General features: G+C 70.4%; 27 protein-coding genes. 8 read left to right on the top strand and 19 right to left on the bottom strand.

The features are described from left to right. Positions 1-2: 2 nt before the first annotated feature. The 5 genes from LJ657_RS23820 to LJ657_RS23800 all read right to left on the bottom strand — a co-directional run bounded on the left by LJ657_RS23820 (position 3) and on the right by LJ657_RS23800 (position 3,116). Complete coding sequence (locus tag LJ657_RS23820) at positions 3-242, bottom strand: hypothetical protein (protein ID WP_232650782.1); 240 nt, start codon at positions 240-242, stop codon at positions 3-5. Then, positions 239-1,741, bottom strand: a complete 1,503-nt coding sequence (gatA, locus tag LJ657_RS23815; protein ID WP_232650781.1) for an Asp-tRNA(Asn)/Glu-tRNA(Gln) amidotransferase subunit GatA — start codon at positions 1,739-1,741, stop codon at positions 239-241. The genes LJ657_RS23820 and gatA overlap by 4 nt, the downstream gene beginning before the upstream one ends. A gap of 5 nt (positions 1,742-1,746) precedes the next feature. Beyond that, positions 1,747-2,043, bottom strand: coding sequence for an Asp-tRNA(Asn)/Glu-tRNA(Gln) amidotransferase subunit GatC (gatC, locus tag LJ657_RS23810; RefSeq protein WP_007384860.1), 297 nt, complete (start codon positions 2,041-2,043; stop codon positions 1,747-1,749). A 97-nt stretch (positions 2,044-2,140) separates the two neighbouring features. Further along, entirely contained in the window at positions 2,141-2,635 is a 495-nt protein-coding gene (locus LJ657_RS23805; RefSeq protein ID WP_232650780.1) for a cupin domain-containing protein, read from the bottom strand. Between the two features lie 109 nt (positions 2,636-2,744). Continuing rightward, complete coding sequence (locus tag LJ657_RS23800; RefSeq protein ID WP_232650779.1) at positions 2,745-3,116, bottom strand: DUF4267 domain-containing protein; 372 nt, start codon at positions 3,114-3,116, stop codon at positions 2,745-2,747. Positions 3,117-3,213: 97 nt separating this feature from the next. Here LJ657_RS23800 and LJ657_RS23795 point away from each other — a divergent pair, with 97 nt between their 5' ends. Then, entirely contained in the window at positions 3,214-3,792 is a 579-nt protein-coding gene (locus LJ657_RS23795) for a TetR/AcrR family transcriptional regulator (RefSeq protein WP_232650778.1), read from the top strand. A gap of 325 nt (positions 3,793-4,117) precedes the next feature. Here the strand turns inward: LJ657_RS23795 and LJ657_RS23790 are convergent, their stop codons facing one another. The 5 genes from LJ657_RS23790 to LJ657_RS23770 all read right to left on the bottom strand — a co-directional run bounded on the left by LJ657_RS23790 (position 4,118) and on the right by LJ657_RS23770 (position 11,360). Beyond that, complete coding sequence (locus LJ657_RS23790) at positions 4,118-6,364, bottom strand: putative bifunctional diguanylate cyclase/phosphodiesterase (RefSeq protein WP_232650777.1); 2,247 nt, start codon at positions 6,362-6,364, stop codon at positions 4,118-4,120. 259 nt (positions 6,365-6,623) lie between these two features. Then, on the bottom strand, positions 6,624-8,816 hold the full coding sequence (ligA, locus tag LJ657_RS23785; protein WP_232650776.1) for an NAD-dependent DNA ligase LigA: 2,193 nt from the start codon (positions 8,814-8,816) through the stop codon (positions 6,624-6,626). A gap of 15 nt (positions 8,817-8,831) precedes the next feature. Beyond that, the gene (locus LJ657_RS23780; protein WP_232650967.1) at positions 8,832-9,788 is read right to left on the bottom strand and encodes a methionine synthase; all 957 of its coding nucleotides are present in this window, start codon (positions 9,786-9,788) and stop codon (positions 8,832-8,834) included. Positions 9,789-10,058: 270 nt separating this feature from the next. Further along, complete coding sequence (locus tag LJ657_RS23775; RefSeq protein WP_232650775.1) at positions 10,059-10,757, bottom strand: SDR family oxidoreductase; 699 nt, start codon at positions 10,755-10,757, stop codon at positions 10,059-10,061. A gap of 63 nt (positions 10,758-10,820) precedes the next feature. Then, positions 10,821-11,360 (bottom strand): LOG family protein, encoded by a 540-nt coding sequence (locus tag LJ657_RS23770; RefSeq protein ID WP_232650774.1) that lies wholly within the window; start codon positions 11,358-11,360, stop codon positions 10,821-10,823. A gap of 50 nt (positions 11,361-11,410) precedes the next feature. On the opposite strand from LJ657_RS23770, the gene LJ657_RS23765 reads away from it, so the two are divergent. Next, positions 11,411-11,734 carry a DUF427 domain-containing protein gene (locus LJ657_RS23765; protein WP_232650773.1) on the top strand — a complete coding sequence of 108 codons (324 nt, stop codon included), beginning with the start codon at positions 11,411-11,413 and terminating at the stop codon, positions 11,732-11,734. Between the two features lie 59 nt (positions 11,735-11,793). After that, positions 11,794-12,567 (top strand): alpha/beta fold hydrolase, encoded by a 774-nt coding sequence (locus LJ657_RS23760; RefSeq protein WP_232650772.1) that lies wholly within the window; start codon positions 11,794-11,796, stop codon positions 12,565-12,567. A gap of 47 nt (positions 12,568-12,614) precedes the next feature. Here the strand turns inward: LJ657_RS23760 and mnmA are convergent, their stop codons facing one another. Then, a complete protein-coding gene (gene mnmA / locus LJ657_RS23755) occupies positions 12,615-13,751 on the bottom strand; it encodes a tRNA 2-thiouridine(34) synthase MnmA (protein ID WP_232650771.1) in 1,137 nt (378 codons plus the stop codon). 60 nt (positions 13,752-13,811) lie between these two features. Between mnmA and LJ657_RS23750 the strand changes: the two genes are divergently transcribed. After that, a complete protein-coding gene (locus LJ657_RS23750) occupies positions 13,812-14,471 on the top strand; it encodes an N-acetylmuramoyl-L-alanine amidase (protein ID WP_232650770.1) in 660 nt (219 codons plus the stop codon). 185 nt (positions 14,472-14,656) lie between these two features. Then, the gene (locus LJ657_RS23745) at positions 14,657-16,180 is read left to right on the top strand and encodes a multicopper oxidase family protein (RefSeq protein ID WP_232650769.1); all 1,524 of its coding nucleotides are present in this window, start codon (positions 14,657-14,659) and stop codon (positions 16,178-16,180) included. Between the two features lie 9 nt (positions 16,181-16,189). Here LJ657_RS23745 and LJ657_RS23740 read toward each other — a convergent pair whose 3' ends face one another. From LJ657_RS23740 to LJ657_RS23730, 3 genes are all read right to left on the bottom strand, one after another. Then, positions 16,190-17,353 carry a cysteine desulfurase family protein gene (locus LJ657_RS23740; RefSeq protein WP_232650768.1) on the bottom strand — a complete coding sequence of 388 codons (1,164 nt, stop codon included), beginning with the start codon at positions 17,351-17,353 and terminating at the stop codon, positions 16,190-16,192. Between the two features lie 116 nt (positions 17,354-17,469). Continuing rightward, a complete protein-coding gene (locus tag LJ657_RS23735; protein ID WP_232650966.1) occupies positions 17,470-17,754 on the bottom strand; it encodes a DUF4190 domain-containing protein in 285 nt (94 codons plus the stop codon). 62 nt (positions 17,755-17,816) lie between these two features. Further along, on the bottom strand, positions 17,817-17,978 hold the full coding sequence (locus tag LJ657_RS23730; protein WP_181922309.1) for a hypothetical protein: 162 nt from the start codon (positions 17,976-17,978) through the stop codon (positions 17,817-17,819). A gap of 146 nt (positions 17,979-18,124) precedes the next feature. Here LJ657_RS23730 and LJ657_RS23725 point away from each other — a divergent pair, with 146 nt between their 5' ends. Continuing rightward, positions 18,125-18,751 carry a TetR family transcriptional regulator gene (locus tag LJ657_RS23725; protein WP_232650767.1) on the top strand — a complete coding sequence of 209 codons (627 nt, stop codon included), beginning with the start codon at positions 18,125-18,127 and terminating at the stop codon, positions 18,749-18,751. Positions 18,752-18,840: 89 nt separating this feature from the next. On the opposite strand, the gene LJ657_RS23720 is transcribed toward LJ657_RS23725, so the two are convergent. Next, positions 18,841-19,230, bottom strand: a complete 390-nt coding sequence (locus tag LJ657_RS23720) for a hypothetical protein (protein ID WP_232650766.1) — start codon at positions 19,228-19,230, stop codon at positions 18,841-18,843. Between the two features lie 151 nt (positions 19,231-19,381). Then, positions 19,382-20,359 carry a helix-turn-helix transcriptional regulator gene (locus LJ657_RS23715; RefSeq protein ID WP_232650765.1) on the bottom strand — a complete coding sequence of 326 codons (978 nt, stop codon included), beginning with the start codon at positions 20,357-20,359 and terminating at the stop codon, positions 19,382-19,384. 104 nt (positions 20,360-20,463) lie between these two features. Between LJ657_RS23715 and LJ657_RS23710 the strand changes: the two genes are divergently transcribed. Beyond that, positions 20,464-21,051 carry a TIGR03086 family metal-binding protein gene (locus LJ657_RS23710; RefSeq protein WP_232650764.1) on the top strand — a complete coding sequence of 196 codons (588 nt, stop codon included), beginning with the start codon at positions 20,464-20,466 and terminating at the stop codon, positions 21,049-21,051. Positions 21,052-21,468: 417 nt separating this feature from the next. On the opposite strand, the gene LJ657_RS23705 is transcribed toward LJ657_RS23710, so the two are convergent. Continuing rightward, the gene (locus tag LJ657_RS23705) at positions 21,469-22,329 is read right to left on the bottom strand and encodes a thioesterase family protein (protein ID WP_232650763.1); all 861 of its coding nucleotides are present in this window, start codon (positions 22,327-22,329) and stop codon (positions 21,469-21,471) included. A 165-nt stretch (positions 22,330-22,494) separates the two neighbouring features. On the opposite strand from LJ657_RS23705, the gene LJ657_RS23700 reads away from it, so the two are divergent. After that, positions 22,495-23,712, top strand: a complete 1,218-nt coding sequence (locus LJ657_RS23700) for an alpha/beta hydrolase (protein ID WP_232650965.1) — start codon at positions 22,495-22,497, stop codon at positions 23,710-23,712. Here the strand turns inward: LJ657_RS23700 and LJ657_RS23695 are convergent. Further along, positions 23,621-24,277, bottom strand: a complete 657-nt coding sequence (locus LJ657_RS23695; RefSeq protein ID WP_232650762.1) for a trimeric intracellular cation channel family protein — start codon at positions 24,275-24,277, stop codon at positions 23,621-23,623. The genes LJ657_RS23700 and LJ657_RS23695 overlap by 92 nt on opposite strands. A gap of 47 nt (positions 24,278-24,324) precedes the next feature. Next, positions 24,325-25,716, bottom strand: a complete 1,392-nt coding sequence (locus tag LJ657_RS23690; protein ID WP_232650761.1) for a M1 family metallopeptidase — start codon at positions 25,714-25,716, stop codon at positions 24,325-24,327. Positions 25,717-25,811: the final 95 nt, after the last annotated feature.

Here is a 25,811-nt window from a genome sequence, read left to right as displayed (position 1 = left end):
TCTCAGCCCAGCAGGACGTCGTCGTCGCCCAGCCGCTTCAGCTCGCGGTACAGGATGGCGAGGCCGGTGACGACGGCGACGGCGGACACGGTGGCGTCGATCAGGACCAGCGTGTCGTTCTCGGCACGGGCCTTCTTGAGCCGCTTGGCGACACCGATGGCGCCGAACGCCGTGGTGGCGATGGACAGGTACGTACCGGACTTGGACTTCTTGAAGTCCTTCGCCTTGGACAGCTTGCTCACAGCGACGGTGCCTCCTCCAGGAGCGGGTGGCCCCACTTTTCCACGAAGGCGGCCTCGACGGCAGCGCCCACCTTGTACAGCCGGTCGTCCTTCAGGGCCGGGGCGATGATCTGCAGACCGACCGGGAGGTTGTCCTCCGGGGCGAGACCGCAGGGCAGCGACATGGCCGCGTTGCCCGCGAGGTTCGTGGGGATGGTGCAGAGGTCGGCCAGGTACATCGCCATCGGGTCGTCGGCGCGCTCGCCGATCGGGAAGGCGGTGGTCGGGGTCGTCGGCGAGACGATGACGTCGACCTGCTCGAAGGCCTTCTCGAAGTCGCGCGTGATGAGCGTGCGGACCTTCTGGGCGGAGCCGTAGTAGGCGTCGTAGTAGCCGGAGCTCAGCGCGTACGTGCCGAGCATGATGCGGCGCTTCACCTCGGGGCCGAAGCCCGCCTCGCGGGTGATCGAGGTGACCTCCTCGGCGGAGTGCGAGCCGTCGTCGCCGGTACGCAGGCCGTAGCGCAGGCCGTCGAAGCGGGCGAGGTTGGAGGAGCACTCGGAGGGCGCGATCAGGTAGTACGCCGACAGCGCGAGGTCGAAGCTCGGACAGTCCAGTTCGACGATCTCGGCACCCAGTTCCTTCAGCAGCGCGACGGACTCGTCGAACCGCTGGATGACGCCGGCCTGGTAGCCCTCGCCGCGGAACTGCTTGACGACACCGACGCGCATGCCCTCGACGCTGCCGTTGCGCGCGGCCTCGACGACCGGCGGGACGGGCGCGTCGATGGAGGTGGAGTCCAGCGGGTCGTGGCCGGCGATGACCTCGTGCAGGAGCGCCGCGTCCAGGACCGTACGGGCGCAGGGCCCGCCCTGGTCGAGGGAGGAGGAGAACGCGACCATGCCGTAGCGGGAGACCGCCCCGTACGTCGGCTTCACGCCCACGGTGCCGGTGACGGCGGCCGGCTGGCGGATGGAGCCGCCGGTGTCGGTGCCGATGGCGAGGGCGGCCTGGAAGGAGGCGAGCGCGGCGGACGAGCCACCGCCGGAGCCGCCGGGGATGCGGGTGAGGTCCCACGGGTTGCCGGTCGGCCCGAAGGCGCTGTTCTCCGTCGACGACCCCATGGCGAACTCGTCCATGTTGGTCTTGCCGAGGATGACGACGTCGGCGGCCTTGAGCCTCTTGGTGAGGGTGGCGTCGTACGGCGGAATCCAGCCCTCGAGGATCTTCGAACCGACGGTCGTCGGGATGCCCTCGGTGGTGAAGATGTCCTTGAGCGCGAGAGGGACGCCGGCGAGCGGGCCGAGCTTCTCGCCCCGCTCCCGCTTCTCGTCGACGGCACGGGCCTGGGCCAGCGCACCCTCGCGGTCGACGTGCAGGAAGGCGTGCACCTTCTCGTCGACGGCCTCGATACGGGCCAGATGAGCCTCGGTGACCTGGACGGCCGTGAGCTCACCGGCGGAGATCTTCGCGGCGGTCTCGGCGGCGGTCAGTTTGATGATGTTGACGTTGTCCGTCATGGCGGTTAGTCCTCCCCCAGGATCTGCGGCACCTTGAAACGCTGCTGCTCCTGGGCCGGGGCGCCGGAGAGCGCCTGCTCGGGGGTGAGCGACGGACGGACCTCGTCCGCCCGCATGACGTTCGTCAGCGGGAGCGGGTGCGAGGTCGGCGGTACGTCTTGGTCGGCGACCTCGCTGACGCGGGCCACCGCGCCGATGATGTCGTCCAGCTGTCCCGCGAAGTGCTCGAGCTCTTCGGGCTTCAGCTCCAGACGCGCCAGCCGGGCGAGGTGGGCGACCTCCTCGCGCGTGATGCCAGGCATGCAGCGTTCCTCTGGGGTGAGTGTGTGTGGTTTGGGGCCAATCCTATGGGGCGGGGCCCCGTGCCCGTGAAACGGTTTGCCGGAGCCCTGCTCCGACTCAGCCGCGGCGGCTCTCCCAGGTCTCGCTCTTGAGGAATCGGTTGTCGTACCGCTCCTGCACTTCGAGGATGCTCTCCGGGGTGGCCGCGCCGAGGCGGATGCGCTGGAGGTGGCGGAAGTACTCGAAGCGCTCGACGCCCGGGGTGATCACGATGAGGATGTCCGCCGTGGCCCCCGGGACTGCGGCGAAGGCGTGCGGCTTGTCGGGCGGGACGATGACGAGATCGCCGCGTTCGGCGGTGACGATGTCGTCGCCGGACAGGATCTCGGCGGACCCGTCGAGCAGGTAGAACATCTCGGCCGAGTTGCGGTGGAGGTGGGGCCGCGCGCCGTCGGCGCCCTCCGCCAGGGTGACGCGCACGGTGGACAGCGCCCCTCCCGTCGCACTGCTGTCGGCCAGCAGACGGATACCGACGGGGGTGCCCCCGACCACCTCGGCCTCGGCTTCGCGGACGATCACGGAGTCGTCGGACTTCGGCACGAACAGTGACATCGCTTCCTCCCATTGTGGTGCCGTCGGATGTGGTGCCGTTTTGGTGCGGCCAGATGTGGTGCGGCCAGATGTGGTGCGGCCAGATGTGGTGCCGTCAGATGTAGTGCCGTCAGACCGCGAAGAGAAGTCCGGCGCTGATCAGGATGACGACTGCGGTGGCGAAGTGGATCCCGAAAGCCACGGCCTTGGTGCCGCCGTGACGCAGCACTATCAATGTGTCTCCGAGCGGTACGAGTGCCACGACGAGCATGAACCACGCCTCGGCGCGCGCGCCGGCGAAGGCCAGAAGGGCCAGGCCCAGCAGGCCGAAGGTGCCGTCATTCAGCCCTTTGTTCGAGAGGTAGGCCCCGGCGTCGCCGTCCGGCCGGGCGGGGACGCCGTATCCGGCGGCGGCAGGACCGGGCTGGAACAGGAACCGGTAGCCGAGGAACAGGCAGAACAGGTCGAGCAGGACAGCCAGGGTGTACGCGGTGACGGTCACGTCTTCTCTCCTCTTCGGCATTTCCTAGCAACGCTAGGCACAAGAGCGAAGCTAGCAGAGCGTCGAAAGATTGGCTAGCGCTGCTAGAATTTCTGGCATGTCGATCCAGACGCGCCGGGAGCGCGAACGAGCGGAACGGGAACGGCTGATCGTCACAGCCGCCCGTGAACTGGCCGAGGCGGAGGGCTGGGACGCGGTCACGACACGGCGCCTGGCCGCCGAGATCGAGTACAGCCAGCCCGTCCTCTACAGCCACTTCAAGGGCAAGGACGCGATCATGGCGGCGGTCGCGGTCCAGGGATGCGCGGATCTGGCCGAGGAGTTGCGTACGGCGCGTACGGCGGCCAAGGGCGTGCGGGAGGCCCTCGCGGCGGTGGGAACCGCGTACACCGCCTTCGGACGGCGGCGACCGGCCCTGTACGACGCGATGTTCACCCACGCCGTGGACCTCCCGTTCGCCACACCCGAGGCTCCGGAGCCCCTCAAGGCGGCGTTCGGCGAACTGCTGCAGGCCGTGGAACCGATCGCGAACGAGGGCGACGACCCGGGCCTCCTGACGGAGACGTACTGGGCAGGCCTGCACGGCCTGGTGACACTGATGCGCAGCGGCCGGCTACCGGAGAACGCCCATGAGGACCGACTGGCGCTGCTGATCGGTCATTTCACGGCGGGGTGAGCCGAGGCGAACGCACTGGGACTCGGCCCCGCAACCGACCGCGCCGGCCAGCACACGGACACAGCTCGGGTGGGCACACCAAACGGCCCGGCGCCGATCGAACACGGCGCGGCCCGCGCAGGCCTCCGACGGGCCGCCCACCCACGCAACCAAGGCCGCCCGGCTGAGCACACCACACGGCCCGACTGCTGGTCGGGCGTGGCGCAGTGCCGCGTCAGGGCGTCGGCCGCACCAGCCGTGCGACCGCCCCTTCCTCCCCCCGCCGTCGCCGACGGCGGGCAACCTCGCGGGCGCCGTCGCGTCTTCGCCGTCTCGCGCGGGCGGGCTACTCGTCGGTCGCCACGGCCGGCAGTGCCGCGCGAGGCCGCTGCCAGCCCCGCGAGCCGCGCGCCCGCAGCCACGCCGTCGTCTCCTCCGCCGGCATCGCGGCTGCGACCAGCCAGCCCTGTACGGCGTCGCAGCCGAGATCCCGCAGCCGTTCCCAGGTCTCGTCGTCCTCGACGCCTTCCGCGACGACCAGCAGTCCGAGGGAATGGGCGAGGTCGACCGTGCAGCGGACGATCTCCGCGTCCTCCGTGTCGACGGCGAGGCGGGCCACGAACGAGCGGTCGATCTTCAGCTCGCTCACCGGAAGCCGCCGCAGATGCACCAGGGACGAGTAACCGGTGCCGAAGTCGTCCAGCGACATCTTCACGCCGTGACCGGTCAGGCCGGCCAGCGTGTCGGCGGCACGCTGCGGGTCCTCCAGGAGGACGTGTTCCGTTATCTCCAGCTGGAGCGCTCCCGCCGGGACCCCGTGCCGGGCCAGCCGGGCGGCGACGGAGCCCGCGAAACCGGGGGTGTGGACGTCACGCGGGGAGACGTTGACCGCGACCGGCACATAGAGTCCTTGGGCCCGCCACCGGGCCACCTGCGCCAGCGCCGTGTCCAGTACGTACTCCGTGAGATGGGGCATCAGCCCCGAGGACTCGGCGATCGCTATGAACTCGTCCGGCGGCACCTTCCCGCGCTCGGGATGCACCCACCGGACCAGGGCCTCCAGGCCGGCGACCTGTCCGTCGAAGCGGACCTTGGGCTGGTAGTGCAGCTGCACCTCCCGCGCGTCCAGCGCCCGGCGCAGATCGCCCAGCAGGCCCAGCCGGTCCGGTGTGTTCGAATCCCGCTTGGACTCGTACACCTCGACGCCCGTACGGTCCCGCTTCGCCTGGTACATCGCCACGTCCGCCCGCCGCAGCAGCCCCTCGGCATCCAGCGCGTGGTCCGGGAAGACGGCGACACCCGCGCTGGCCTCCAGGACGAGGGTGAGCCCGTCGAGGTCCAGCGGGGAGCTGAGCTCGGCGACCAGGCCGCGGGCGACCCGGGTGGCGGAGGTCGTGGAGTCGGCCACCGGCAGTAAAACGGCGAACTCGTCGCCGCCGAGCCGCGCGGCCTCCGCTCCCCGTGGGAGCGCGAGACGCAGCCGGTCGGCTATCTGCAGCAGCAGCCGGTCACCGGCGAGATGCCCCAGCGTGTCATTGACCGAGCGGAAACGGTCCAGGTCGATCAGCATCAGGGCGGCGCGGGCGCCGATGCGTTCGGCGTCGTCCAGCGCGGTCCAGATGCGCTCCAGCAGCCACTGCCGGTTGGGCAGCCCGGTCAGCGGGTCGCGCAGCTGCTCCTCGGCCCGGGCGCGGGCTATCCACAGGGTGGAGTCGAGGGCGATCAGCGGGATGGCGAACAGCGGCAGCAGCACCGGCTGGGCTACGGCGACCACGCAGACCAGCGGGGCGATGCCGAGCAGCGCGACCGCGACGAGTCCCTGTCTGGCCAGTGCGGTGCGGGCGACGGTGGGCAGGCCGCCGTGGCGCGGTGCGTGCAGATACCAAAGGAGGGTGCGGGTGACCAGGAGGTACCCGACGGCGACCAGCATCACCTCGGGCGCGGTGTAGAGGGTCCAGCTGTCGGGGTTCCAGGGTTTCTCCACGGACGGCACGCGGCCGAAGGCGCCCAGCACCAGGGCTCCGGCTCCAATGCCGAGGATGTCCACCGAACCGTGCAGCACGCCCTGGCGCCAGCGGTTGCGCCGGGCTATGCCGACCAGCACGACCACGGTGAGGCTGACCATTCCGGCGGGCACCCAGCCGTACAGCATCAGGACGGCGAGGGTGAGGGCGGCGCCGGAGCCGGTGCCGCCCCACCAGCGGGAGCGGCCGAGCATGACCAGGTGGCCGACGATGATGCCGGTCAGCACGGCGAAGGACCAGCCGACCGTGCCGGCCGGGAAGAGCGCGTGGGTCCCCGTGAAACCCCGGTAGAAGCCGGCGCCGAGGACGAAGGCCGCCGCCGCGACGACCGCCGCGGGCAGCGCGGGCCAGGACAGGTGCCGGTCGTGTTCGGGATCCGGCAGTCCGGGAGGGTGGTCGGCCGTGAGGTGCGGGGCGCGCCCGTCCGTCACGGTGTACTGTCCGGTGGCGCGCCCCTCCGCGCCCGGACGCCCCGAAGGCCGCCCGGCCCACCGGCTCGCCCGCCACACGCCGGTGACCCGGCGCAGGCGCAGCCGTGAATCAGGGGCGGCGCTCTCGGTCGGTTCCATTCCCGTCCCTCTCACAGCCGGCGGTGCCCACGCCACACGGCCCGTTGCCCGACATCCGTCAACGGCACCGCGTTGGAAAACCCTTCCCCCTGCTCGTCAGGAGCAAGGGATTGCCCCAACCGCAGCTGGGCACGGCAGGTGCACACCTCAACAGTAGGCCGCAGAAGGCTTCCACGGGCAGCGGTCGTAGACGGTTGCCCGAATGCACCCCGGCCACCCGTATGCATCTGGTATGCGCCGATCGGGTGGCCTTCAACCGCTATTCCGCTGTGGGAAGCGCAACTTCGGCCGCCGCGTCCGGTCCCTGTTCCAGCAGGACGTTGAAGCCCTCTTCGTTCAGGACAGGCACTTTGACCTGCATCGCCTTGTCATATTTCGACCCGGGATTGTCACCTACGACAACGAAGGATGTCTTCTTCGAAACGGAACCGGTTACTTTCGCTCCGCGGCTCTGCAGCGCCTCCTTCGCTCCGTCGCGGGTGAAGTGTTCGAGGGTGCCGGTGACCACGACGGTCAGCCCTTCCAGCGGGCGCGGGCCCTCGTCCTCACCCGAACTCTCCTCCTCCATGCGGACGCCCGCGGCCCGCCACTTGCGGAGGATCTCCTGGTGCCACTCCTCGGCGAACCATTCCTTGAGGGACGCAGCGATGATTCCGCCGACGCCGTCCGTGTTCGCCAGCTCCTCCTCGGTGGCGTGCTCGATGCGCTCCACCGACCGGAACTCGCGGGCCAGCGCCTCGGCGGCGACCGGGCCGACATGACGGATCGACAGACCGGTGAGGATGCGCGCGAGCGGGCGCTCCTTGGCCGCGGCGATGTTCTCCAGCATGGCAACGGCGTTCTTCTTCGGCTCGCCCTGCTGGTTGGCGAAGACCGTGGCGACCTTCTCCTCGCCGGTCTTCGGGTCGCGCTTGGGCAGGCCGCTGTCCTGGTCGAGGACGTACGCCTTGATGGGCAGCAGCTGCTCGATGGTGAGGTCGAAGAGGTCGCCCTCGTCCACGAGCGGCGGGTCCTCGGGCTCCAGCGGCTTGGTGAGGGCGGCCGCGGCGACATAGCCGAAGTGCTCGATGTCCAGCGCCTTGCGGCCCGCCAGATAGAACAGCCGCTCGCGCAACTGGGCCGGGCAGGTGCGGGCGTTGGGGCAGCGCAGGTCGACGTCGCCCTCCTTCATCGGCCTCAGTGCCGTACCGCACTCGGGGCACTCGGCCGGCATCACGAACTCGCGCTCGCTGCCGTCGCGCAGGTCGACGACCGGGCCGAGGATCTCCGGGATGACGTCACCGGCCTTGCGCAGCACCACCGTGTCGCCGATGAGGACGCCCTTCAGCTTGACGACGTCCTGGTTGTGCAGGGTGGCGAACTCGACCTCGGAGCCGGCCACGGTGACCGGCTCGACCTGGGCGTACGGAGTGACCCGGCCCGTGCGGCCCACCCCCACACGGATGTTGATGAGCTTGGTGTTGACCTCCTCCGGCGCGTACTTGTACGCGATCGCCCAGCGCGGCGCGCGGGAGGTGGAACCGAGCCGTCCCTGGAGCGGGATCTCGTCCAGCTTGACGACGACTCCGTCGATCTCGTGCTCCACGGAGTGCCGGTTCTCCCCGTAGTACGCGATGAACTCCCGTACTCCGTCGAGGTCGTCGACCACCTTGTTGTGCCGGGAGGTGGGCAGGCCCCAGGTCTTGAGGAGCTCGTAGGCCTGGGAGAGGCGGGTGAGGCCCTCGAAGCCCTCCAGGGCGCCGATGCCGTGGACGACCATGTGGAGCGGGCGGGTGGCGGTGACGCGGGGGTCCTTCTGGCGCAGTGAACCGGCCGCCGCGTTGCGCGGGTTGGCGAAGGGTTTGTCGCCGGCCTCCACCAGGCGGGCGTTGAGCTCCTCGAACTTCTCCATCGGGAAGTAGACCTCGCCGCGGATCTCCACGAGGTCGGGGACGCGGTCACCGGTCAGCCTGTCCGGAATCTCCGCGATCGTACGGACATTGGGAGTGATGTCCTCGCCCGTGCGGCCGTCGCCGCGTGTCGCCGCGCGCGTGAGGCGGCCGCGCTCGTAGGTGAGGTTGACGGCGAGGCCGTCGACCTTGAGCTCGCACAGGAGGTGGTAGCCGGGCCCGCCGACGTCCTTGGCGACGCGCTCGGCCCAGGCGGCCAGCTCCTCGTCACTGAAGGCGTTGTCCAGGGAGAGCATGCGGGAGCGGTGCTCGACGGAGGTGAACTCCGTCTCGTACGCCCCCGCTACCTTCTGGGTCGGCGAGTCGGGCGTGCGCAGCTCGGAATGTTCCTCCTCCAGCGCCTCCAGGGAGCGCAGGAGCTTGTCGAACTCCGCGTCGCTGATGACCGGAGCGTCCTTCACGTAGTACCGGAAGCGGTGCTCCTCGATCTGCTCAGCGAGCTTCGCGTGCTTCTCCCGCGCCTCGGCGGGCACCGTCGTCTCCGCTTGCTTGTCGCCGGCCACCGTGTTGTCCTCCCGTTACTCTGGGTTGTCCGCGAGGGATCTCGCCGCCCTGACGCAGTGGGCGAGGGCCTTGCGTGCGTAGTCCGGGGAGGCCCCCGCGAGTCCGCACGACGGCGTGACCGTGACCGCCTCCGCGAGAAGACCCGGTTGCAGCCCCAGCCTGCGCCACAGCGTCCTGACACCCATGACGCTACCGGCAGGGTCTGACAATGGGCCGTCCGTGCCCGGCACGACACCTGCGAAGAGCCGGGTACCCGCCTCCACCGCCTCTCCGATCGTGTCCTCGTCACGCTCGGTGAGGAGTGCGAAGTCGAAGGAGACCGCCGCCGCGCCCGCCCTTCGCAGCAGGGCGAACGGGACGTCCGGTGCGCAGGAGTGGACCACGGTCGGGCCGTCGCCGTGAACCCCGACGACGTCGCGGAGGGTGGCCTCGACGAGCTGGCGGTCGACGGCGCGGTGGGTGCGGTAGCCGCTGGCGGACTTCACCTGGCCGCGGAGTACGGCGGTGAGGGAGGGTTCGTCGAGCTGGAGGACGAGGTGGGCGCCGGGGATGCGGCGGGCGATCTCGGTGAGGTGCAGCCTCAGGCCCTCGGTGAGCGAGGCGGCCAGGTCGCGGCAGGCACCGGGGTCGGAGAGGACCGCCTCACCGTTCCTCAGCTCCAGGGCGGCGGCGAGGGTCCAGGGGCCGACCGCCTGTACCTTCAGCGGGCCCTCGTAGCCCTGCGTGAACTCCTCCAGTGCGTCGAGGTCTTCGCCGAGCCAGGAGCGTGCGCGCCTGGTGTCACGGCCGGGGCGGTCGCCGATGCGCCAGCCGCTGGGCTCCACGCGCGCGTACAGCTCCACGAGCATGCCTGCGGTTCTGCCGATCATGTCGGCCCCAGGGCCGCGGGCCGGAAGCTCGGGCAGGAAGGGGAAGTCCTCGAAGGTCCCGGTGACGGTTCTGGCCGCTTCGCGGGCGTCGCCGCCGGGCATCGAGCCGATGCCGGTGGCCGGCCCGAAGGAAAGGTCTGCGTTCACACGAGAAGCCTATGGTTTCGCCCCCGCCGCCCCTACCCGTCCCGTACCTGGGGGCTGCCGCCCCCAGACCCCCGCTTTCGGCCTGAACGGCCTCGTCCTCAAACGCCGGACGGGCTGAAAAGATCAAACCCAGCCGGAAAACTCAGCCCCTCCGGCGTTTGAGGAGCGGGGGTCCGGGGGCTGGCCCCCGGGTCGGGACGGAAGCGACGGGGGCGAAAACGTCCGTCAGCGGCCCGGGCGCACCGTCAGGTCGTTGACCTCCGCGTCCCGCGGCAGGTCCACCGCCATCAGGATCGTCGTCGCGACCGACTCGGGGTCGATCCACTTCGACGCGTCGTACTCTTTGCCCTCCTGCTGGTGGACCTTGGCCTGCATCGGGCTGGCCGTGCGGCCGGGGTAGACCGAGGTGACACGGACGCCGTTGCCGTGCTCCTCGTGGCGCAGGGAGTCCGCCAGGGCCTTCAGTCCGTGTTTCGAGGCCGCGTAGGCGGACCAGTCGGCGTGGGCGTTCAGCCCCGCTCCCGAGTTGACGAAGACCACATGGCCGCGGACGGCGCGGAGTTGGGGCAGGAAGTGACGGGTCAGCTCGGCCGGGGCGATCAGGTTGACGTTGAGCTGGTGGCGCCATGACTTCGGGGTGAGCTCGCCGACCGGGCCCAGGTCGACGACGCCTGCGATGTGAAGGAGGGAGTCGACGCGGTCCGGCAGCGTCTGGTGCGAGAAGGCCCAGGACAGCCTGTCCGGGTCGGCCAGGTCGCCGACCAGCGTCCTCGCGCCGGGAAACTCCACCGCCAGTTCCTTCGCGCGGCCCGCGTCGCGCGCGTGCAGGACGAGTTCGTCCCCGCGCGCGTGGAGGCGGCGGGCGACGGCCGCGCCGATGCCGGAGCCCGCTCCGGTGATCACATGTGTAGCCATGCCTGTCATGCTCGCACCCGCCGGAGTCCGCTCGACGCCCCGCCCCGGCTCCCCGCTCGCGTCATGCGCACCTCACTCGACGCCCTGGCTCTCCTCCAGGTAGGCCAGCGCACCCACCGGCTCCTGCGCGAAGAACACCAGGTCGGTGAGGGGCCTGGGCAGGAACCCCTCGTCCTCCATGCGCCGGAACTGCTCCTTGAGGCCGTCGTAGAAGCCCGCGGTGTTGAGCAGGACCACCGGCTTGTCGGTGTGGCCGTGCTTCTTCAGTTCCAGGATCTCGGTGGCTTCGTCGAGGGTCCCGGTGCCGCCGACCATGATCACCACCGCGTCGGCCTTCTCCAGGAGCAGCTTCTTGCGCTCGGCGAGGTCACGGGCGATCACCATCTCGTCCGAGCCCGGTCGCGCCTTGGCCGCCAGGAAGCCCACGGAGACCCCGCAGAGCCGCCCTCCCGCCTCCTGCACGCCGTCGGCGACCACCTTCGTCAGGCCGACGTCCGAACCGCCCCAGACGAGCGTGTGTCCGCCCTTGCCCAGCAGTTCCGCGAACTCGCGCGCGGGGCGCGTGTAGCGGTCGTCGAGGTCGGCGGCGGAGAGGAAGACGCAGATTCGCATGCCCTCACCGTACGTGGGAAGAAAGAGGCCTCCGCGAACGCTTTCCCGGTATGGCCGAAGGACACAAGATCACCATCGAGCAAAGCGACCGGCACGTGCGCGTGGTGTACGGCGGGCAGGTCCTGGCGGAGAGCGAACGGCCCCTCGTGCTGCGGGAGACGGGCTGTCCGCCGCGGTACTACCTCCCCGCCGAGGACGTCCGGCTCGATCTGCTGACCCCCTCCGACACCCACACCTACTGCCCGTTCAAGGGCACCGCGAGCTACTGGTCGCTGCCGGACGCGGCGGACCTCGTGTGGTCCTATCCCGAGCCCAAGCCCGAGGTCGCCGAGATCAAGGACCACCTCTGCTTCTACGAAGTCGAGGTGTCGTGAGCGAGGTCTTCAGCGCGTAAGAGCGATTATTTCCCTGCCTTGGGGCAGTCTCCACAGGCATGGACAAGAAGACCATTTCGCACGACGGCACCTCCCTCGCCTATCAACGCACCGGGCAGGGGCCCACGGTCATCCTCGTCAGTGGAGCGATGTCCACGGGCGCCACCGTGGCGCCCCTCGCCGGGCCGCTCGCCGGCCGTTTCAGCGTCGTCTCCTACGACCGCCGGGGCCGCGGCGAGAGCGGCGACACCCAGCCGTACGCGGTGGCCCGCGAGGTCGAGGACCTCGCCACGCTGATCGAGGCGGTGGGCGGCGAGGCCTCGCTGTACGGCATCTCGTCGGGCGGCGCGCTCGTCCTGGAGGCGGCCGCGAGCGGGCTGCCGGTCCGGCGGGTCGCCGTGTACGAGGTGCCGTTCGCCGTCTACGCAGGCGGCGCGAAGGAACGCGCCGAGTACACCGAGCGGCTCGACGAGGCGCTCGCGAACGGCCGGCGCGGGGACGCCGTCGAGCATTTCCTCAGGCTCACCGGGCTGGCCGAGGAGATGATCCAGGGTGCCCGCAACTCCCCCATGTGGCCCGGCATGGAGGCGATCGCGCCGAGCCTGGCGTACGACAACGCCGTGATGGGAGACGGCCTGGTGCCGCGGGACCGGCTGGCCGGGATCGATGTGCCTGTGCTGTCCCTCGCGGGCAGCGCGAGCCCTGCCTGGATGCGCGAGGCCGCCCGGGCCGTGGCCGAAACGGCACCCCAGGGGACGTATCGGGTCCTGGAGGGCCAGACCCACATGGTGGATCCGAACGTCCTCGCGCCGGTGCTGGCGGAGTTCCTCTGAACAGATGATCACGGCGCGCCCCCTGCACGACGGCGGCAGGGGATCCGTCAGGCGACCGAAGTCGTCGTCCTCGCGCGCGTGGTCGTCGCGATCGTCGCCGAGCCCACCACGCGCGTGCCGTCGTACAGCACGATCGCCTGGCCGGGGGCGACGCCGCGGACCGGCTCGGTGAAGGAGACCTCCAGGGCGCCGTCGACCAGTTCGGCGGTGGCCTCGGTCTCGCCGCCGTGGGCGCGCAGCTGGGCCGTGTAGCTGCCCGCGCCGGAGGGGGCGGTGCCGCACCAGCGGGGCTTGATCGCGGTCAGGGAGGTCACGTCCAGGGCGTCGGCCGGGCCGACCGTCACCGTGTTGTTCACCGGCGAGATGTCCAGGACGTAGCGCGGCTTGCCGTCGGGTGCGGGGGTGCCGATGCGCAGGCCCTTGCGCTGGCCGATGGTGAAGCCGTACGCGCCCTCGTGGGTGCCCAGCTTGGCGCCGGACTCGTCGACGATGTCGCCCTCGGCCCTGCCCAGGCGGTTCGCCAGGAACCCCTGGGTGTCGCCGTCGGCGATGAAGCAGATGTCGTGCGAGTCGGGCTTCTTGGCGACCGCGAGGCCCCGGCGCTCGGCCTCGGCGCGGATCTCGTCCTTGGTCGTCACCGTGTCGCCGAGCGGGAAGAGCGCGTGCGCCAGCTGCTTCTCGTCCAGGACGCCCAGGACGTACGACTGGTCCTTGGCCATGTCGGAGGCGCGGTGGAGCTCGCGGGTGCCGTCCTCGTTCACGATCACCTGGGCGTAGTGGCCGGTGCAGACGGCGTCGAAGCCGAGCGCGAGGGCCTTGTCCAGCAGGGCCGCGAACTTGATCTTCTCGTTGCAGCGCAGGCAGGGGTTCGGGGTGCGGCCGGCCTCGTACTCGGCGACGAAGTCCTCGACCACGTCCTCACGGAAGCGGTCGGCGAGGTCCCAGACGTAGAACGGGATGCCGATGACGTCGGCGGCGCGGCGGGCGTCGCGGGAGTCCTCGATGGTGCAACAGCCACGTGCGCCCGTGCGGAACGACTGGGGGTTCGCGGAGAGCGCGAGGTGGACGCCGGTCACGTCATGGCCGGCTTCGGCGGCGCGGGCGGCGGCGACGGCGGAGTCCACTCCGCCGGACATGGCGGCGAGTACGCGAAGGGGGCGGGGGCGCTGCGAGGTGTCAGTCATAGCCCTTCAAGAGTACGGGGGCGCGGGAACCGGAGCCCACGAGTATCCGTTGGTGATCACATGGGGGCGAGGAGGAGTGACTCGGACCGGCGGATCGGGCGCCGTGCGCTGCTGGTGGGCGGGGCGGCGGCCGCCGTCGGCACGGCGGTGCTGGCGCGCGACGAGCTGTCGCATCTGTGGTGGCGGCTGCCGGGGGTGGAGAAACCGCGCACCCCGGGTGCGGTCGACTTCCGGGGTGCGCAGTGGGTCGCGGCCTCGTCGGCGAACTACCGGCGGGCCGACCGGCCGGACGACTACGCGATAGACCGGGTGATCATCCATGTCACCCAGGGCGGCTTCGCGAGCGCGGTCAAGGCCTTCCAGGATCCGGACCACCAGGCCGCGGCCCACTACATAGTCCGCAGGGACGGGCACGTCACCCAGATGATCCGCGAGCTGGACGTGGCGTTCCAGGCGGGCAACCGGGAGTACAACGAACGCGGTGTCGGCATCGAGCACGAGGGCTTCGTGGAGCGCAGATCGTCCTTCACGGACGCGATGTACGCATCCTCGGCGCGCCTGACCGCGGGGATCTGCGGGCGCTACGGCATACCCGTCGACCGGGAGCACGTCATCGGGCACGTGGAGGTGCCGGGGACGGACCACACCGATCCGGGGCCGTACTGGGACTGGGACCGGTACATGGGGCTCGTGCGGTCTGCGAAGACAACGAAGTCGTAAAGCCTTCCGCCGGGACGAGGTGTCCGTTGCGTCCCTCACACACTGCGCGATCTGGCCTTCCTCAACTTGGCTACTTTTCAGGGCAGTTGGGCGGGGCGGACGCTCAGGGCGCCCTCACAGCCGACGGGGCTTCTTCCTAACTTCACCCCAGTCCTCGCACAGTCCTCGGTTCAACGATCCCGCCCATGACTCACACCACAGAGCCCGGCTCGGGCACGGGCGGACACGGCGAGAACCCCCGCAAGGGCAAAGGCATGCACCGCCGCAGGTTCCTCGGCGGCATGGCCGGAGTCGGCCTCGGGGTCGTCGCGGGAGCCGGGGGCGCCTTCTCCCTGCTGACCGAGGCGGGCAGGAACAAGGCGAGCGCCGCGACCAACACCGCCACCCTGACCGTCCCGGACCTGCTGGAGGGCACCACGTCCGGCAGCACCACCACCTTCACCCTGGAGGCGAAGACCGGCACCGCGGAGGTGCTCTCCGGGGTCACCAGCGACACGATGGGCTACAACCAGTCGTTCCTCGGCCCGACCATGAAGTGGACCAGCGGCGACACCGTCCTGCTCAACATCACCAACAGCCTGGGTGAGGACACCACCGTCCACTTCCACGGCGCCCACGTCCCCGCGAAGATGGACGGCGGCCCGCAGGTCGCCTTCTCCGACGGAACCACCTGGTCCCCGACGTTCACGGTCAAGGACGACGCCAAGACGCTCTGGTACCACCCGCACGCCCTGGGCACCACGGCCAAGCAGGCCGTGCACGGACTGGCCGGCATGATCATCGTCGAGGACGACTCCACCGCGTCCTCGGACCTCCCCAGCACCTACGGCACCGACGACATCCCGCTGATCTTCCAGAGCCTCGCCGCCGACAGCTCCGGCGACCTCAAGTACAATCTGTCCGGCTATCTCAGCAGCGGGCTGAGCTTCCCGCTCCTGCTGAACGGCACCAACGTCGACGACACCACGCTCACCTTCACGGCCACCAGGACCCGCACCCGGTTCCGCGTGCTCAACGCCTCGCCGTCGGACATCATCACCATCCAGCGCAGTGACGGCGGCAACCTCGACCAGATCGCCACCGACCAGGGCTACCTCACCGCGGCCACCGAGGTGACCAGCATCCGGCTGGTGGCGGGCGCCCGCGCCGAGTTCGTGCTGGACCTGTCGGACGCCGTGACGCTCCAGGCCGTCGTCACCACCGGCTGGGTGCGCGGCGGCAGCGGCACCTACGACGTGCTCGCCATCACCGCGTCCGGCACCGACACCCCGGACAGCCTGCCGAGCTCGCTCAACACGATCGACCGGTACGACACCAGCGACTTCACCGCGCGGACCATCACGCTCGGCCAGAGTGGCACATCGATGACGATCGACGGCTCGGTCGGCACGAGCATGTCCTCCATGGCCATGATCAGCACCACGCTGGGGTCCAAGGAGATCTGGACGATCAAGAACAACACCCAGCTGGAACACTCGTTCCATCTGCACGACGTGCCGTACCAGTTGATCTCCGTCAACGGCGCGGATCCGACCGGAGTCGACCTCGGCTGGTTCGACACCTACGAGGTGGTCGGCGGCGGAACCATCAAGATCGCCATGGAGTTCACGGACTTCTCCGACGACACCTACATGTACATGCTCCACTGCCATCTGCTGCAGCACGAGGACGAGGGCATGATGGCGTCCCTCATGGTGACGGAGAGCTAGCGGCGCTTTTCAGGTGAGCCCGGCGGCTCGAGCTCGCTCGACCGCCGGGCCGATCGCCTTCGCCAGTGCCTCTACGTCGGCCTCCGTGGAGGTGTGGCCGAGGGAGAAGCGCAGGGTGCCGCGGGCCAGGTCGGGGTCGGTGCCGGTGGCCAGCAGGACGTGGCTGGGCTGGGCGACGCCCGCGGTGCAGGCGGAGCCGGTGGAGCACTCGATGCCCTGGGCGTCGAGGAGCAGCAGCAGGGAGTCGCCCTCGCAGCCGAGGAAGGTGAAGTGGGCGTTGGCCGGGAGGCGGTCCACCGGGTCGCCGCCCAGGATCGCGTCCGGTACGGCCGCACGGACCGCCTCGACGAGGCTGTCGCGCAGGGCGCCGATCTCCCGCTCGAACCACTCACGCTGCTCGGCGGCGAGGCGTCCGGCCACCGCGAAGGAGGCGACGGCGGGGACGTCGAGGGTGCCGGAGCGGACGTGGCGCTCCTGGCCGCCGCCGTGCAGGACCGGTACCGGGGTGTACTCGCGGCCGAGGACCAGGGCACCGATGCCGTACGGGCCGCCGATCTTGTGGCCGGAGACCGTCATCGCGGCGAGGCCGGAGGCCGCGAAGTCGACCGGGACCTGTCCGAAGGCCTGGACCGCGTCGGCGTGCAGCGGGATGCCGGACTCCCCCGCCACCTCGGCGAGTTCACGGACCGGCATGACCGTGCCGATCTCATTGTTCGCCCACATCACGGTGGCCAGGGCCACGTCTTCGGGGTTGCGGGCGATCGCCTCGCGCAGCGCCTCGGGGTGGACCCGTCCGTACGGGTCGACGGGGAGGTACTCGACGGTGGCGCCCTCGTGTTCACCGAGCCAGTGGACGGCGTCGAGGACGGCGTGGTGCTCGACGGGGCTGGCGAGGACGCGGGTGCGGGCCGGGTCGGCGTCGCGGCGGGACCAGTACAGGCCCTTCACGGCGAGGTTGTCGGCCTCGGTGCCGCCGGAGGTGAGAACGACCTCGCTGGGGCGGGCGCCGAGCGCTTCCGCGAGGGTCTCGCGGGCCTCCTCGACGGTACGGCGGGCCTGCCTGCCGGAGGCGTGGAGGGAGGAGGCGTTGCCGGTGACGCTCAGCTGCGCGGTCATCGCCTCGACCGCCTCGGGGAGCATCGGCGTGGTCGCGGCGTGGTCGAGGTAAGCCATGGTGGGGCCGATTCTACGGGGCCCCTGCCGTCGGCCGTACGTCAAGGTTGGGCTCGGCGACCGGGCCCCGTCGTCCTCGGGGAGGTCTGCCGTTCGTCATGGTGTGCGCCTCGGGTCTACAGGCTCCACGAAACCGTGTTGGACATCTGCATGGCGATCACCAGGACCGCCAGGTCGGCCACCCCCAGAGCCATACCCAGGTACGCGCGACCGCGGCGGGCGGTGCCGCGCCAGAGGGCGACGGCGGCCAGGATGATGGCGACCGGGCCGAGGAAGACGTTCAGCACGAGAAGGCCGAGCAGGCCGAGGATGAAGGACGCGACGGCCATGCCGTCGGCGTCGCGGGCGGGCTTGCGGGTGATGGTGTCGGTGCGGCCGGCGGCCGGGGCGGTGAGTTGCATCGTGCTCATCTCCAGGAGACGGAAGGTCGGAAGTCGGGTCGGGCGGGCGGTGGCCCCGGCGGTCAGTTGGCCGAGGTGCGGCGGCTGTGGCGCTCGCGGGCGGCGAAGATGCCGAGCCAGACGGCGATGCCGACGGCCACGAGAGCGGTGACGGTCAGCGGCGCGTGGGCCACGGTGCCCAGGACGACGCCGAGCAGCATGAGTGCGGCGACGAGGAACAGCATGGGATTCGATCCCCCTCCGTGCGCCCGGCGAGGGCGCTTGTGGTTAAGTTTCGGTGAACGGTTGTAGTAACACTTGTTCACTGACTACAGAGTCTAGCGCGCCTCACGGCTTTTCAAATCCAGAGAACAGTTGTTAACTAGATGACATGAGTCACACTCTCGGCATCCGGCAGGCCCAGAAGCAGAAGACCCGCCAGGCGCTCCTGGACGCGGCGCTCGGTCTGCTGGAGGAGCAGAGCCTGAGCAGTCTGGGCCTGCGAGAGGTCACGCGCGCCGTGGGCGTCGCCCCGACCGCCTTCTACCGCCACTTCCGATCCATTGCGGATCTCGGCGTGGCGCTGGTCGAGGAGGCGCTGGGCAGCCTGCACCCGATGATCCGGACGACGGTGTCCACGGCCGACTCCAGCGAGGAACGCATAGCGCGCGCCATCGAGTTGATCGCCGGCCACGTGGACGGGTACCCCGCCCATGTCCGCTTCATCGCCCGGGAGCGACACGGCGGGGTCCAGCCGGTGCGGGACGCCATCCGGGACCAACTGGCCCGGTTCGCCGAGGAGGTGAAGGGCGAACTCGCCAAGGACCCGGAGTCCGAAGGCTGGAGTGACGACGACCTTCTCATGCTGGCCCATCTGTACGTGGACCAGATGCTGATCACCGCCTCGCTGTTCCTGGAGGCCCTGGAGGGCACCGAGGCGGACCGGGAGCGGGTGGCACAGGTCGCGACCCGCCAGATGAAGCTCATCAGCATCGGACGGCACCACTGGCCGGCCTGAGCCCGGGCAGCGCGAAGGGGCGGCACCCCCGTTCACCGGGGTGCCGCCCCTTGTCGTACGACGTCCGAGTTGCCGTACGGCGTCCGAGGTCAGTTCCTGGTCGCCTGTGCGGTGGGGGCGCCGCTGGGCGCGGCACCGCCACCGCCGGGACCGCCGCAGCCGCCGCCCTGGCCGCCTCCGCCGGGGCCGCCCTGACCGGCGCCAGCGGCCGCGCCGGCGCTGGGCGCGCCGCTCGGCATGCCCGAGGGGGCGCCGGACGGCCTGGCGGTGGCCTTGCCTGTGGGGGCGCCCGTAGGAGCACCCGAGGAGGCACCGCTGGGACGCCCGGAGGCGTTGCCGGTCGGCGCCTGACAGGCCTGCTGCTGCCCGGAGTTGCCGCTGTTCGAGGACGACGACGAGTCGCCCGAGCCGCAGGCCGCCAGGACCAGAGGCGAGAGCGCCAGCAGGGCCACTGCGGGGACGAGACGCACACGCTTCATGAGGAACAACTCCAAGGAAGACGAAGGAAGATGAGGGAGCCTTGAGTGCGGGAACTCAATCAACGGCGCTTAGGGCTTCCTTGGGGGCGGTCTGTCCGCGGCCTGTGATTCAGGTAAACAGGATCTATAGGTACCGCTCTGACCTGCGACTTCAGAAGCCTCCCTCGCCTGCTCCCCGGTACAGGTCCGTGACAGAAGCGGCCGCCGCGGCCAGCTCCGCCCGCACCTCGGGCGGCGAGAGGACCTCCACGTGGTCGGCGAACTGCAGCAACTGGCGCGCCTGTGCGACGACGCCGTACGAGAGCCGCGCGGTCACCCACTCACCCTCGCCGTCGCCGTCGGGAAGTCCGGCCAACTGCGAGGCGTTCAGCCGCAGGAACATGTCGAGGCGGACGCGGCGGACGCGGACCGTGACGTCGATGCCGCCTGGCCGCTCCTCCACCTGGCGGCGCAACACCTCCCAGGCATCGCCGAGTTCGACACCCGGCCGCCGCCTCACCTCCTCGTCCAGGACGTTGGCGGACCGCACCCGGTCGGCGCGGAAGAGCTGCGGTTTCCCACGGCGGTCGGCGACGAGATACCAGACACCCGCCTTCGACACGAGCCCGTACGGGTCGACGGTGTACGTCCGCGCCTCCCGCGCCCCGCTGTGCCGGTAGCGCAGCCGCAGCCGGCGGTCGGCGAACACGGCGTCCTGCAGGGTGTCCAGGTCCACCGCGGGCTGCGGACCGCCCTTCCAGCGCGTGGCGTCGACGAGGATGCGGCGTGAGGTCACCTCGGCGGCCGGGCGGTACGGCGCCGGCAGCGCGGCCATCACCTTGCGCAGCGCCGAGCCGAGCGCGGCGTCCAGGCCGAGCGCGGCGTGCGCGCCCTGGGCCGCGAGGATGAACAGGGCGCGGGACTCGTCGGCGGTCAGGCCGGTGACGTCCGTACGGAACCCGGCGAGCAGCGCGATGCCGCCGTGCCGCCCGCGCTCGGCGTAGACCGGGACGCCGGAGGCGGACAGGGCCTCGACGTCCCGGTAGATGGTCCGCACCGACACCTCCAGCCGGTCGGCGAGTTCGTGCGCGGGGACGCGGCCGCGGGTCTGCAGGAGCAGCAGGATCGAGAGCAGTCGGTCGGACTTCACGGCACCAGAATCACGCCGTTCTCAGGCCTCCGGCAAATGTTGACGGAAGTTGTCAGGTTATGCGGGGAACCTCGGCGTACCGACTCACGAAGGAGCCCGTGACCATGAACGCCATGGACCCCCGCCCCGTCTACAACCGAGCCACCGAGCAGGCGGCGGCCCTCATCAAGACGGTACGTCCCGACCAGCTGACCGGCCCGACCCCGTGCACCGAGTTCGACGTGCGCACCCTGCTCGGCCACATCGTGGGCGGCTCCCTGCGCATCGCGGTCGTCGGCGAGGGCGGCGACGGGCTCGCCGTACGCCCGTTCGCGGACGACGTGGCGGACGACGCCTGGACGACCGTGTACGACGAGGTCCGCACCCGGGTCCTCAGGGCCTGGGCGAGCGACGACCGCATGGCGGCCCCCGTACGCGTCCCCTGGGGCGAGGTCCCGGGCCGCGCGGCCCTCTCCGGCTACGTGATGGAACTGGTCACCCACACCTGGGACCTGTCCGAGTCCCTGGGCCACCCCCTCGAACTCGACCCGGACCTGGCCGAGTTCGCCCTCACCACCGCCCGCCGCGTCCTGCCCGACCCCGAGCGCGACGAGCAGACCCCCTTCGCCGACGTCCTGGCGGCCCCTGAAGGAGCCGACACCTACCGGCAGCTGGCGGCCTGGCTCGGGCGGGCTCCGCTCAGCCCGGCCTGACCGCCCACCCCGCCCTCGGCGGACAGCCACCCGCACGCCGCGGGCCGAGCGGCGCCCTCGGCCACGCGGCGAAGCCGCATGTCGGACACAACACCATGGGGTCCGACTGGGAACGCGAGGAGCAGGCATCTTCGCGTCGGCCCTTTCGACTGCCGAAAAGGCGGATCCCTATCCTTTCGACTGCCGAAAGGCGGATCCCTATGGACAGTTGGCGGCCTGCCCGGGCCGGAAGCCGCCTCCTCAAGGCTGCCTCGCCCGCCACACTGCGCCCAAGCAGCGGACCGCGGACGCGCCCCCGCCCCGCCTCTGCCGGCCGGCCCCGAAGACTCCGGCGCTCGCGGGGAGAGGGCATCCCGACCGGGGGTGAGCCGCTCCCCGGCCCCGACCCGCCCCGGCGCAACCCGCGGCGCGCCGTGCTCAGCCGAGTCTGACCCGTGCCAGCTGGCGGGACTGGGCCACCAGACGGTCGTTGCTGTCCCAGACCTCCGCGTCCTCCTCCAGGAAGCCGCCGGCCAGGTTGCGGGTGGTGATCGAGACACGCAGGGGGCCGGGGGCCGGGCGGGAGCGGACGTGGACCGTGAGCTCCACCGTGGGCACCCAGCCCTTCAGCCCGAGTTCGAAGGCGGTGGGCGGGAGTGCGTCCACCGCCAGGAGGAGGGAGAGCGGGTCGGCGTCCCGGCCGTCCGCCAGGCCGAACCAGGCGCGCATCTCACCCTTGCCGGACGGCGCGCCCACCGCCCAGCCGAGGGTGGCGGGGTCGATCTTGATCATCAGGCGGTCGGCGATCGCCGAGCTGCCGGACACGGGGGCCGGCCCGTCTTGGGGGCCGAAGCACTGGTCCAGCGGCGGGATCGCGGGCGGCTCCGCCGTCGTACGGACGTCGTCCGGCAGTGCGTCCAGGTCGCCGTAGGACGCCAGGACGCGGATGCGTTCCACCTCGCGGCCCTCCTCGTCGTACTGGAAGAGCGAGGCCTGGCCGGTCGACAGGGTGCGGCCGGTCCGTACGACGTCGGTGCGGACCACCGCCGGGCCCGGCTGGGACGCCGTCAGGTAGTGCGCCGAGATCGTGAACGGGTCGGCGTGCGGCAGGGCATCCGCGAGGGCGCGGCCCAGGACGGCCAGCAGATAGCCGCCGTTGACGGCGTTGATGATGGTCCATCCGGCGGAGAGGTCGATGTCGTACACCCCGGGGGCGCGCGGGATGAGCGCGGTGTCCCGGTCGAACTCGCTGTCGCCGATGGCGGCCCTGGTGGCCTGCGCGGAGGCTGCTTCTGACATGCCTGAACCGTACAACGAGAAACTACTAAGCGGTAGCTTTTCGGGTTACGAGCACATGACACGTTCTCGGCCGGCGCCCTCCTCCCGGGTGAGGTTCCGGCAATTTCTTGGTAAGTGTCCGCACTCGTCCTCAACCCGGAGGCCGGTCTCCCCCTCTATGGGGACATGAGCCTCACCGGGACTCCGTTCCTCTACACGCTGATCGTGCTGTTCGCGATCGCCCTGATACTGCCGCTCGCCCTGTGGACGCGCATGCGCGGCCCGCAGGCCCTGCGCGCGGCGGCCAGGATGCTGATGCTGCTGTTCGCCCAGGGGACGGCGGTCGCTCTGGTCTTCGTACTCGTCAACAACTCCAACAACCTGTACGACAACTGGGACGACCTTCTCGGCACCGGCAACCATGTGCAGCAGGCGGCCAACCTGGGCGCCGACGGTACCGGCGGAATAGCGCTGAAACGGTTGCCCAAGGTCAAGCAGGACTTCACCCCGGCCACCGGACCGGGCATGCGCGGCGTGCGCGAGACCCAGCTCAAGGGCCGTGTCTCGGGCGTGAACGCCGAGGTCTACGTGTGGCTGCCGCCGCAGTACGACGAGCCCGCCTACCGCCACCACAAGTTCCCCGTGGTGGAGCTGCTGCCCGGCTACCCGGGCTCGGCGAAGGCCTGGTTCGGGTCGATGAAGGCGACCCAGCAGCTGGCCCCGCTGATGCGGAGCGGCCAGGTCGCGCCGTTCATCCTGGTCGCCCCGCGCACCAACCTGCTGGCCGGTGTGGACACCGGCTGCGCCAACATCCCGGGCCAGGTCAACGCCGACAGCTGGCTCAGCATCGACGTACCGAAGATGGTCATGGACAACTTCCGCGCCGAGCCGGGCCCCAAGGGCTGGGCGACCGCCGGGTATTCGGCCGGTGGGCACTGCGCGGCCAAGCTCGCCATCGCGCACCCGAACCGCTACATGGCCGCGATCAGCATGTCCGGCTACAACGACCCGATCGGCGAACGCAACTCGCTCGCCGCGCAGAACCCGACGGTCAGGGCCGAGAACAACCCCTTCATGCTGCTGAAGAAGTCACCCACCCCGCCTCGGGTCGCCCTCTACGTCTCCGGCCAGCCGCACGACGGCTACGAGGCCGGCATCGGCCTCGAACAGGCAGCGAAGGCGCCGACCACCGTGCACGTCGTCTTCATCCCGAAGAGCGCGGGCGGTCACACCATGGCGCTGTGGCGGCCGCAGGTGCTCCCGTCGTTCCGCTGGCTCACGGTGGAGATGGGCCAGCACCACCTCCGGGCCACTACTCCTCCCGCACTGTCGACCGGCGGTTCCACGCACGCGGCGCTCGCCAGTGGTACTTCATCGCAAGCAGGCGCAGGACGAAGGCGGTGACGACCGCGAGCCCGCTGGTGACCGGGGTCAGGACGTCGTAGCGGAGGCACAGGACGGCCATGGTGGAGCCGACGATCGCTGGGACCGCGTACAGGTCGCGGTCCCAGCGCAGCAGTGACGGCACCTCGTTGGCCAGGACGTCCCTGAGCACTCCGCCGCCGACCGCGGTGGCGAGGCCGAGGGTCGCCGACTGGGTGAGGCCGAGCCCGTACTCGTACGCCTTGATCGTCCCGGCGACGCAGAACAGGCCGAGGCCGGCCGCGTCGAAGACGTTGACGGCGACCTGGATGCGCTCGACGTGCGGGTGCAGGAAGACGACCATCAGGGCGGCGAGGAGCGGGGTGATGAAGTAGCCCAGGTCCGTGAAGGCGGCCGGGGGCACGGCCCCGATGATCAGGTCCCGGAACAGCCCTCCGCCCAGCGCGGTGACCTCGGCGAGCACGGCGATGCCGAAGACGTCGAAGTTCTTGCGGACGCCCATCAGCGCGCCGGAGATGGCGAACACGAAGATGCCGATGACGTCGAGCGTGTGCTGGACGGAGGGGCTGAACAGTTGCTGGAGCACCCCCACATTCTTACCTGCCGAGGGGCATGCACCTTACAAAGGCAGGTCTACAACGCCGGTTTGCCTGTCGTGTAGATCCACTTCTGGAACAGGTCGTCGAGGTTCTGCCCGGAGATCTTCTCGGCGAGCTTGATGAACTCGGCGGTGTTGGCATTGCCGTAGCGGTGGATCCTCGTCCAGGTCGGCAGCAGCTTGAAGAACGCCTTGTCGCCGATGCGTTCGCGCAGCGCCTGGAGGGTCATCGCGCCGCGCTGGTAGACCGCGGAGGCGAACATGGTGTCGCGCTGCGGGTCGGCGACGGTGATCTGCCAGAAGGCGTTGTCGGCGGCGCGGGAGTTGTAGGCGGCCAGGAACGAGTCATGGGCGCTGCGGGTGCCCTGGTGCTCGGCCCACAGCCACTGGGCGTAGGTGGCGAAGCCCTCGTTGAGCCAGATGTCCTTCCAGCGCTCCACCGAGACCGAGTCGCCGAACCACTGGTGGGCCAGCTCGTGCACGATCGTCGTCTCGTTGCGGACGGCCGAGTACGCGGGCTTGCTCTGCACCTCAAGGGAGAACCCGGCCTCCGGCATGTCGTCGACGATCGCGCCGGTCTCCTCGAAGGGGTACGGCCCGAAGACCTGCTGCCAGTAGTCGGTGGCGGCGGCCGTGACGGCGTACACGTCGACGTTGTTGCTGTTGGCGAGCACCGGGTCGATGGCGACGTAGATCGGGATGCCGGCGGGGGTCTTCCCGGTCTTGACGTCGAACTTCCCGATGGTGGCGGTCGCGAGGTAGGTCGCCATGGGCTTGCTCTCGCGCCAGTGGGTGTACGTCGAGTCACCCTTGTCGTACGTCGAGACGAGCCGGCCGTTGGAGACGCCGGTCAGACCCTTGGGCGCCTTGATACGGATGTCGTACGTGGCCTTGTCGTCCGGGTGGTCGCTGGACGGGAACCAGGTGGAGGCGGCGTTGGGTTCACAGGCGACGAAGACGCCGTCGGGGGTCTTCATCCAGCCGTAGTCGGAGCCGAAGACGATCGGGCCGTTGAGGGGTTCGGGAACGCCGCCGTAGGTGACGGTGACCGTGAAGTCGTGGCCCTTGGGGAGGGCGCCGCGCGGGGTGATGTGCAGTTCGTCGCCGTCCCGGGTGAACTCGGCGCGTCTGCCGTTCACTTCGACGCTGCTGACCTCCAGCTTCTGCAGGTCCAGGTCGAAGGCGGAGAGGGTCTGGGTGGCGCGCGCGGTGAGCGTGGTACGGCCGTCGAGGCGGTCGGTGTCCGGGTTGTACGCCACGTCGAGGGCGTAGTGGCGGGCGTCGAAGCCGCCGTTGCCGAGGTTCGGGAAGTAGGGGTCGCCGATGCCTGGAGCGCCCGGAGTGGGGGCGGAGGAAGCGGCGATGACCAGGAAAGAGGCCGCCGCGGTCGCGAGGGCCCCTAAACGTGCCGAGCGGGAGAGTTTCATGAGTCGTCCCTTCGAGCGTGTGACCGATAAGTCGGACACGGACGACTCTTGACTCTCCCGCTCGGTCATGTGCATGACTTTGCCAACTTGTCATG

Origin of the sequence: Streptomyces guryensis (assembly GCF_021261325.1) — a bacterium.
Classification (GTDB): domain Bacteria; phylum Actinomycetota; class Actinomycetes; order Streptomycetales; family Streptomycetaceae; genus Streptomyces; species Streptomyces guryensis.
This window is presented reverse-complemented; position numbering and strand designations above follow the sequence as displayed.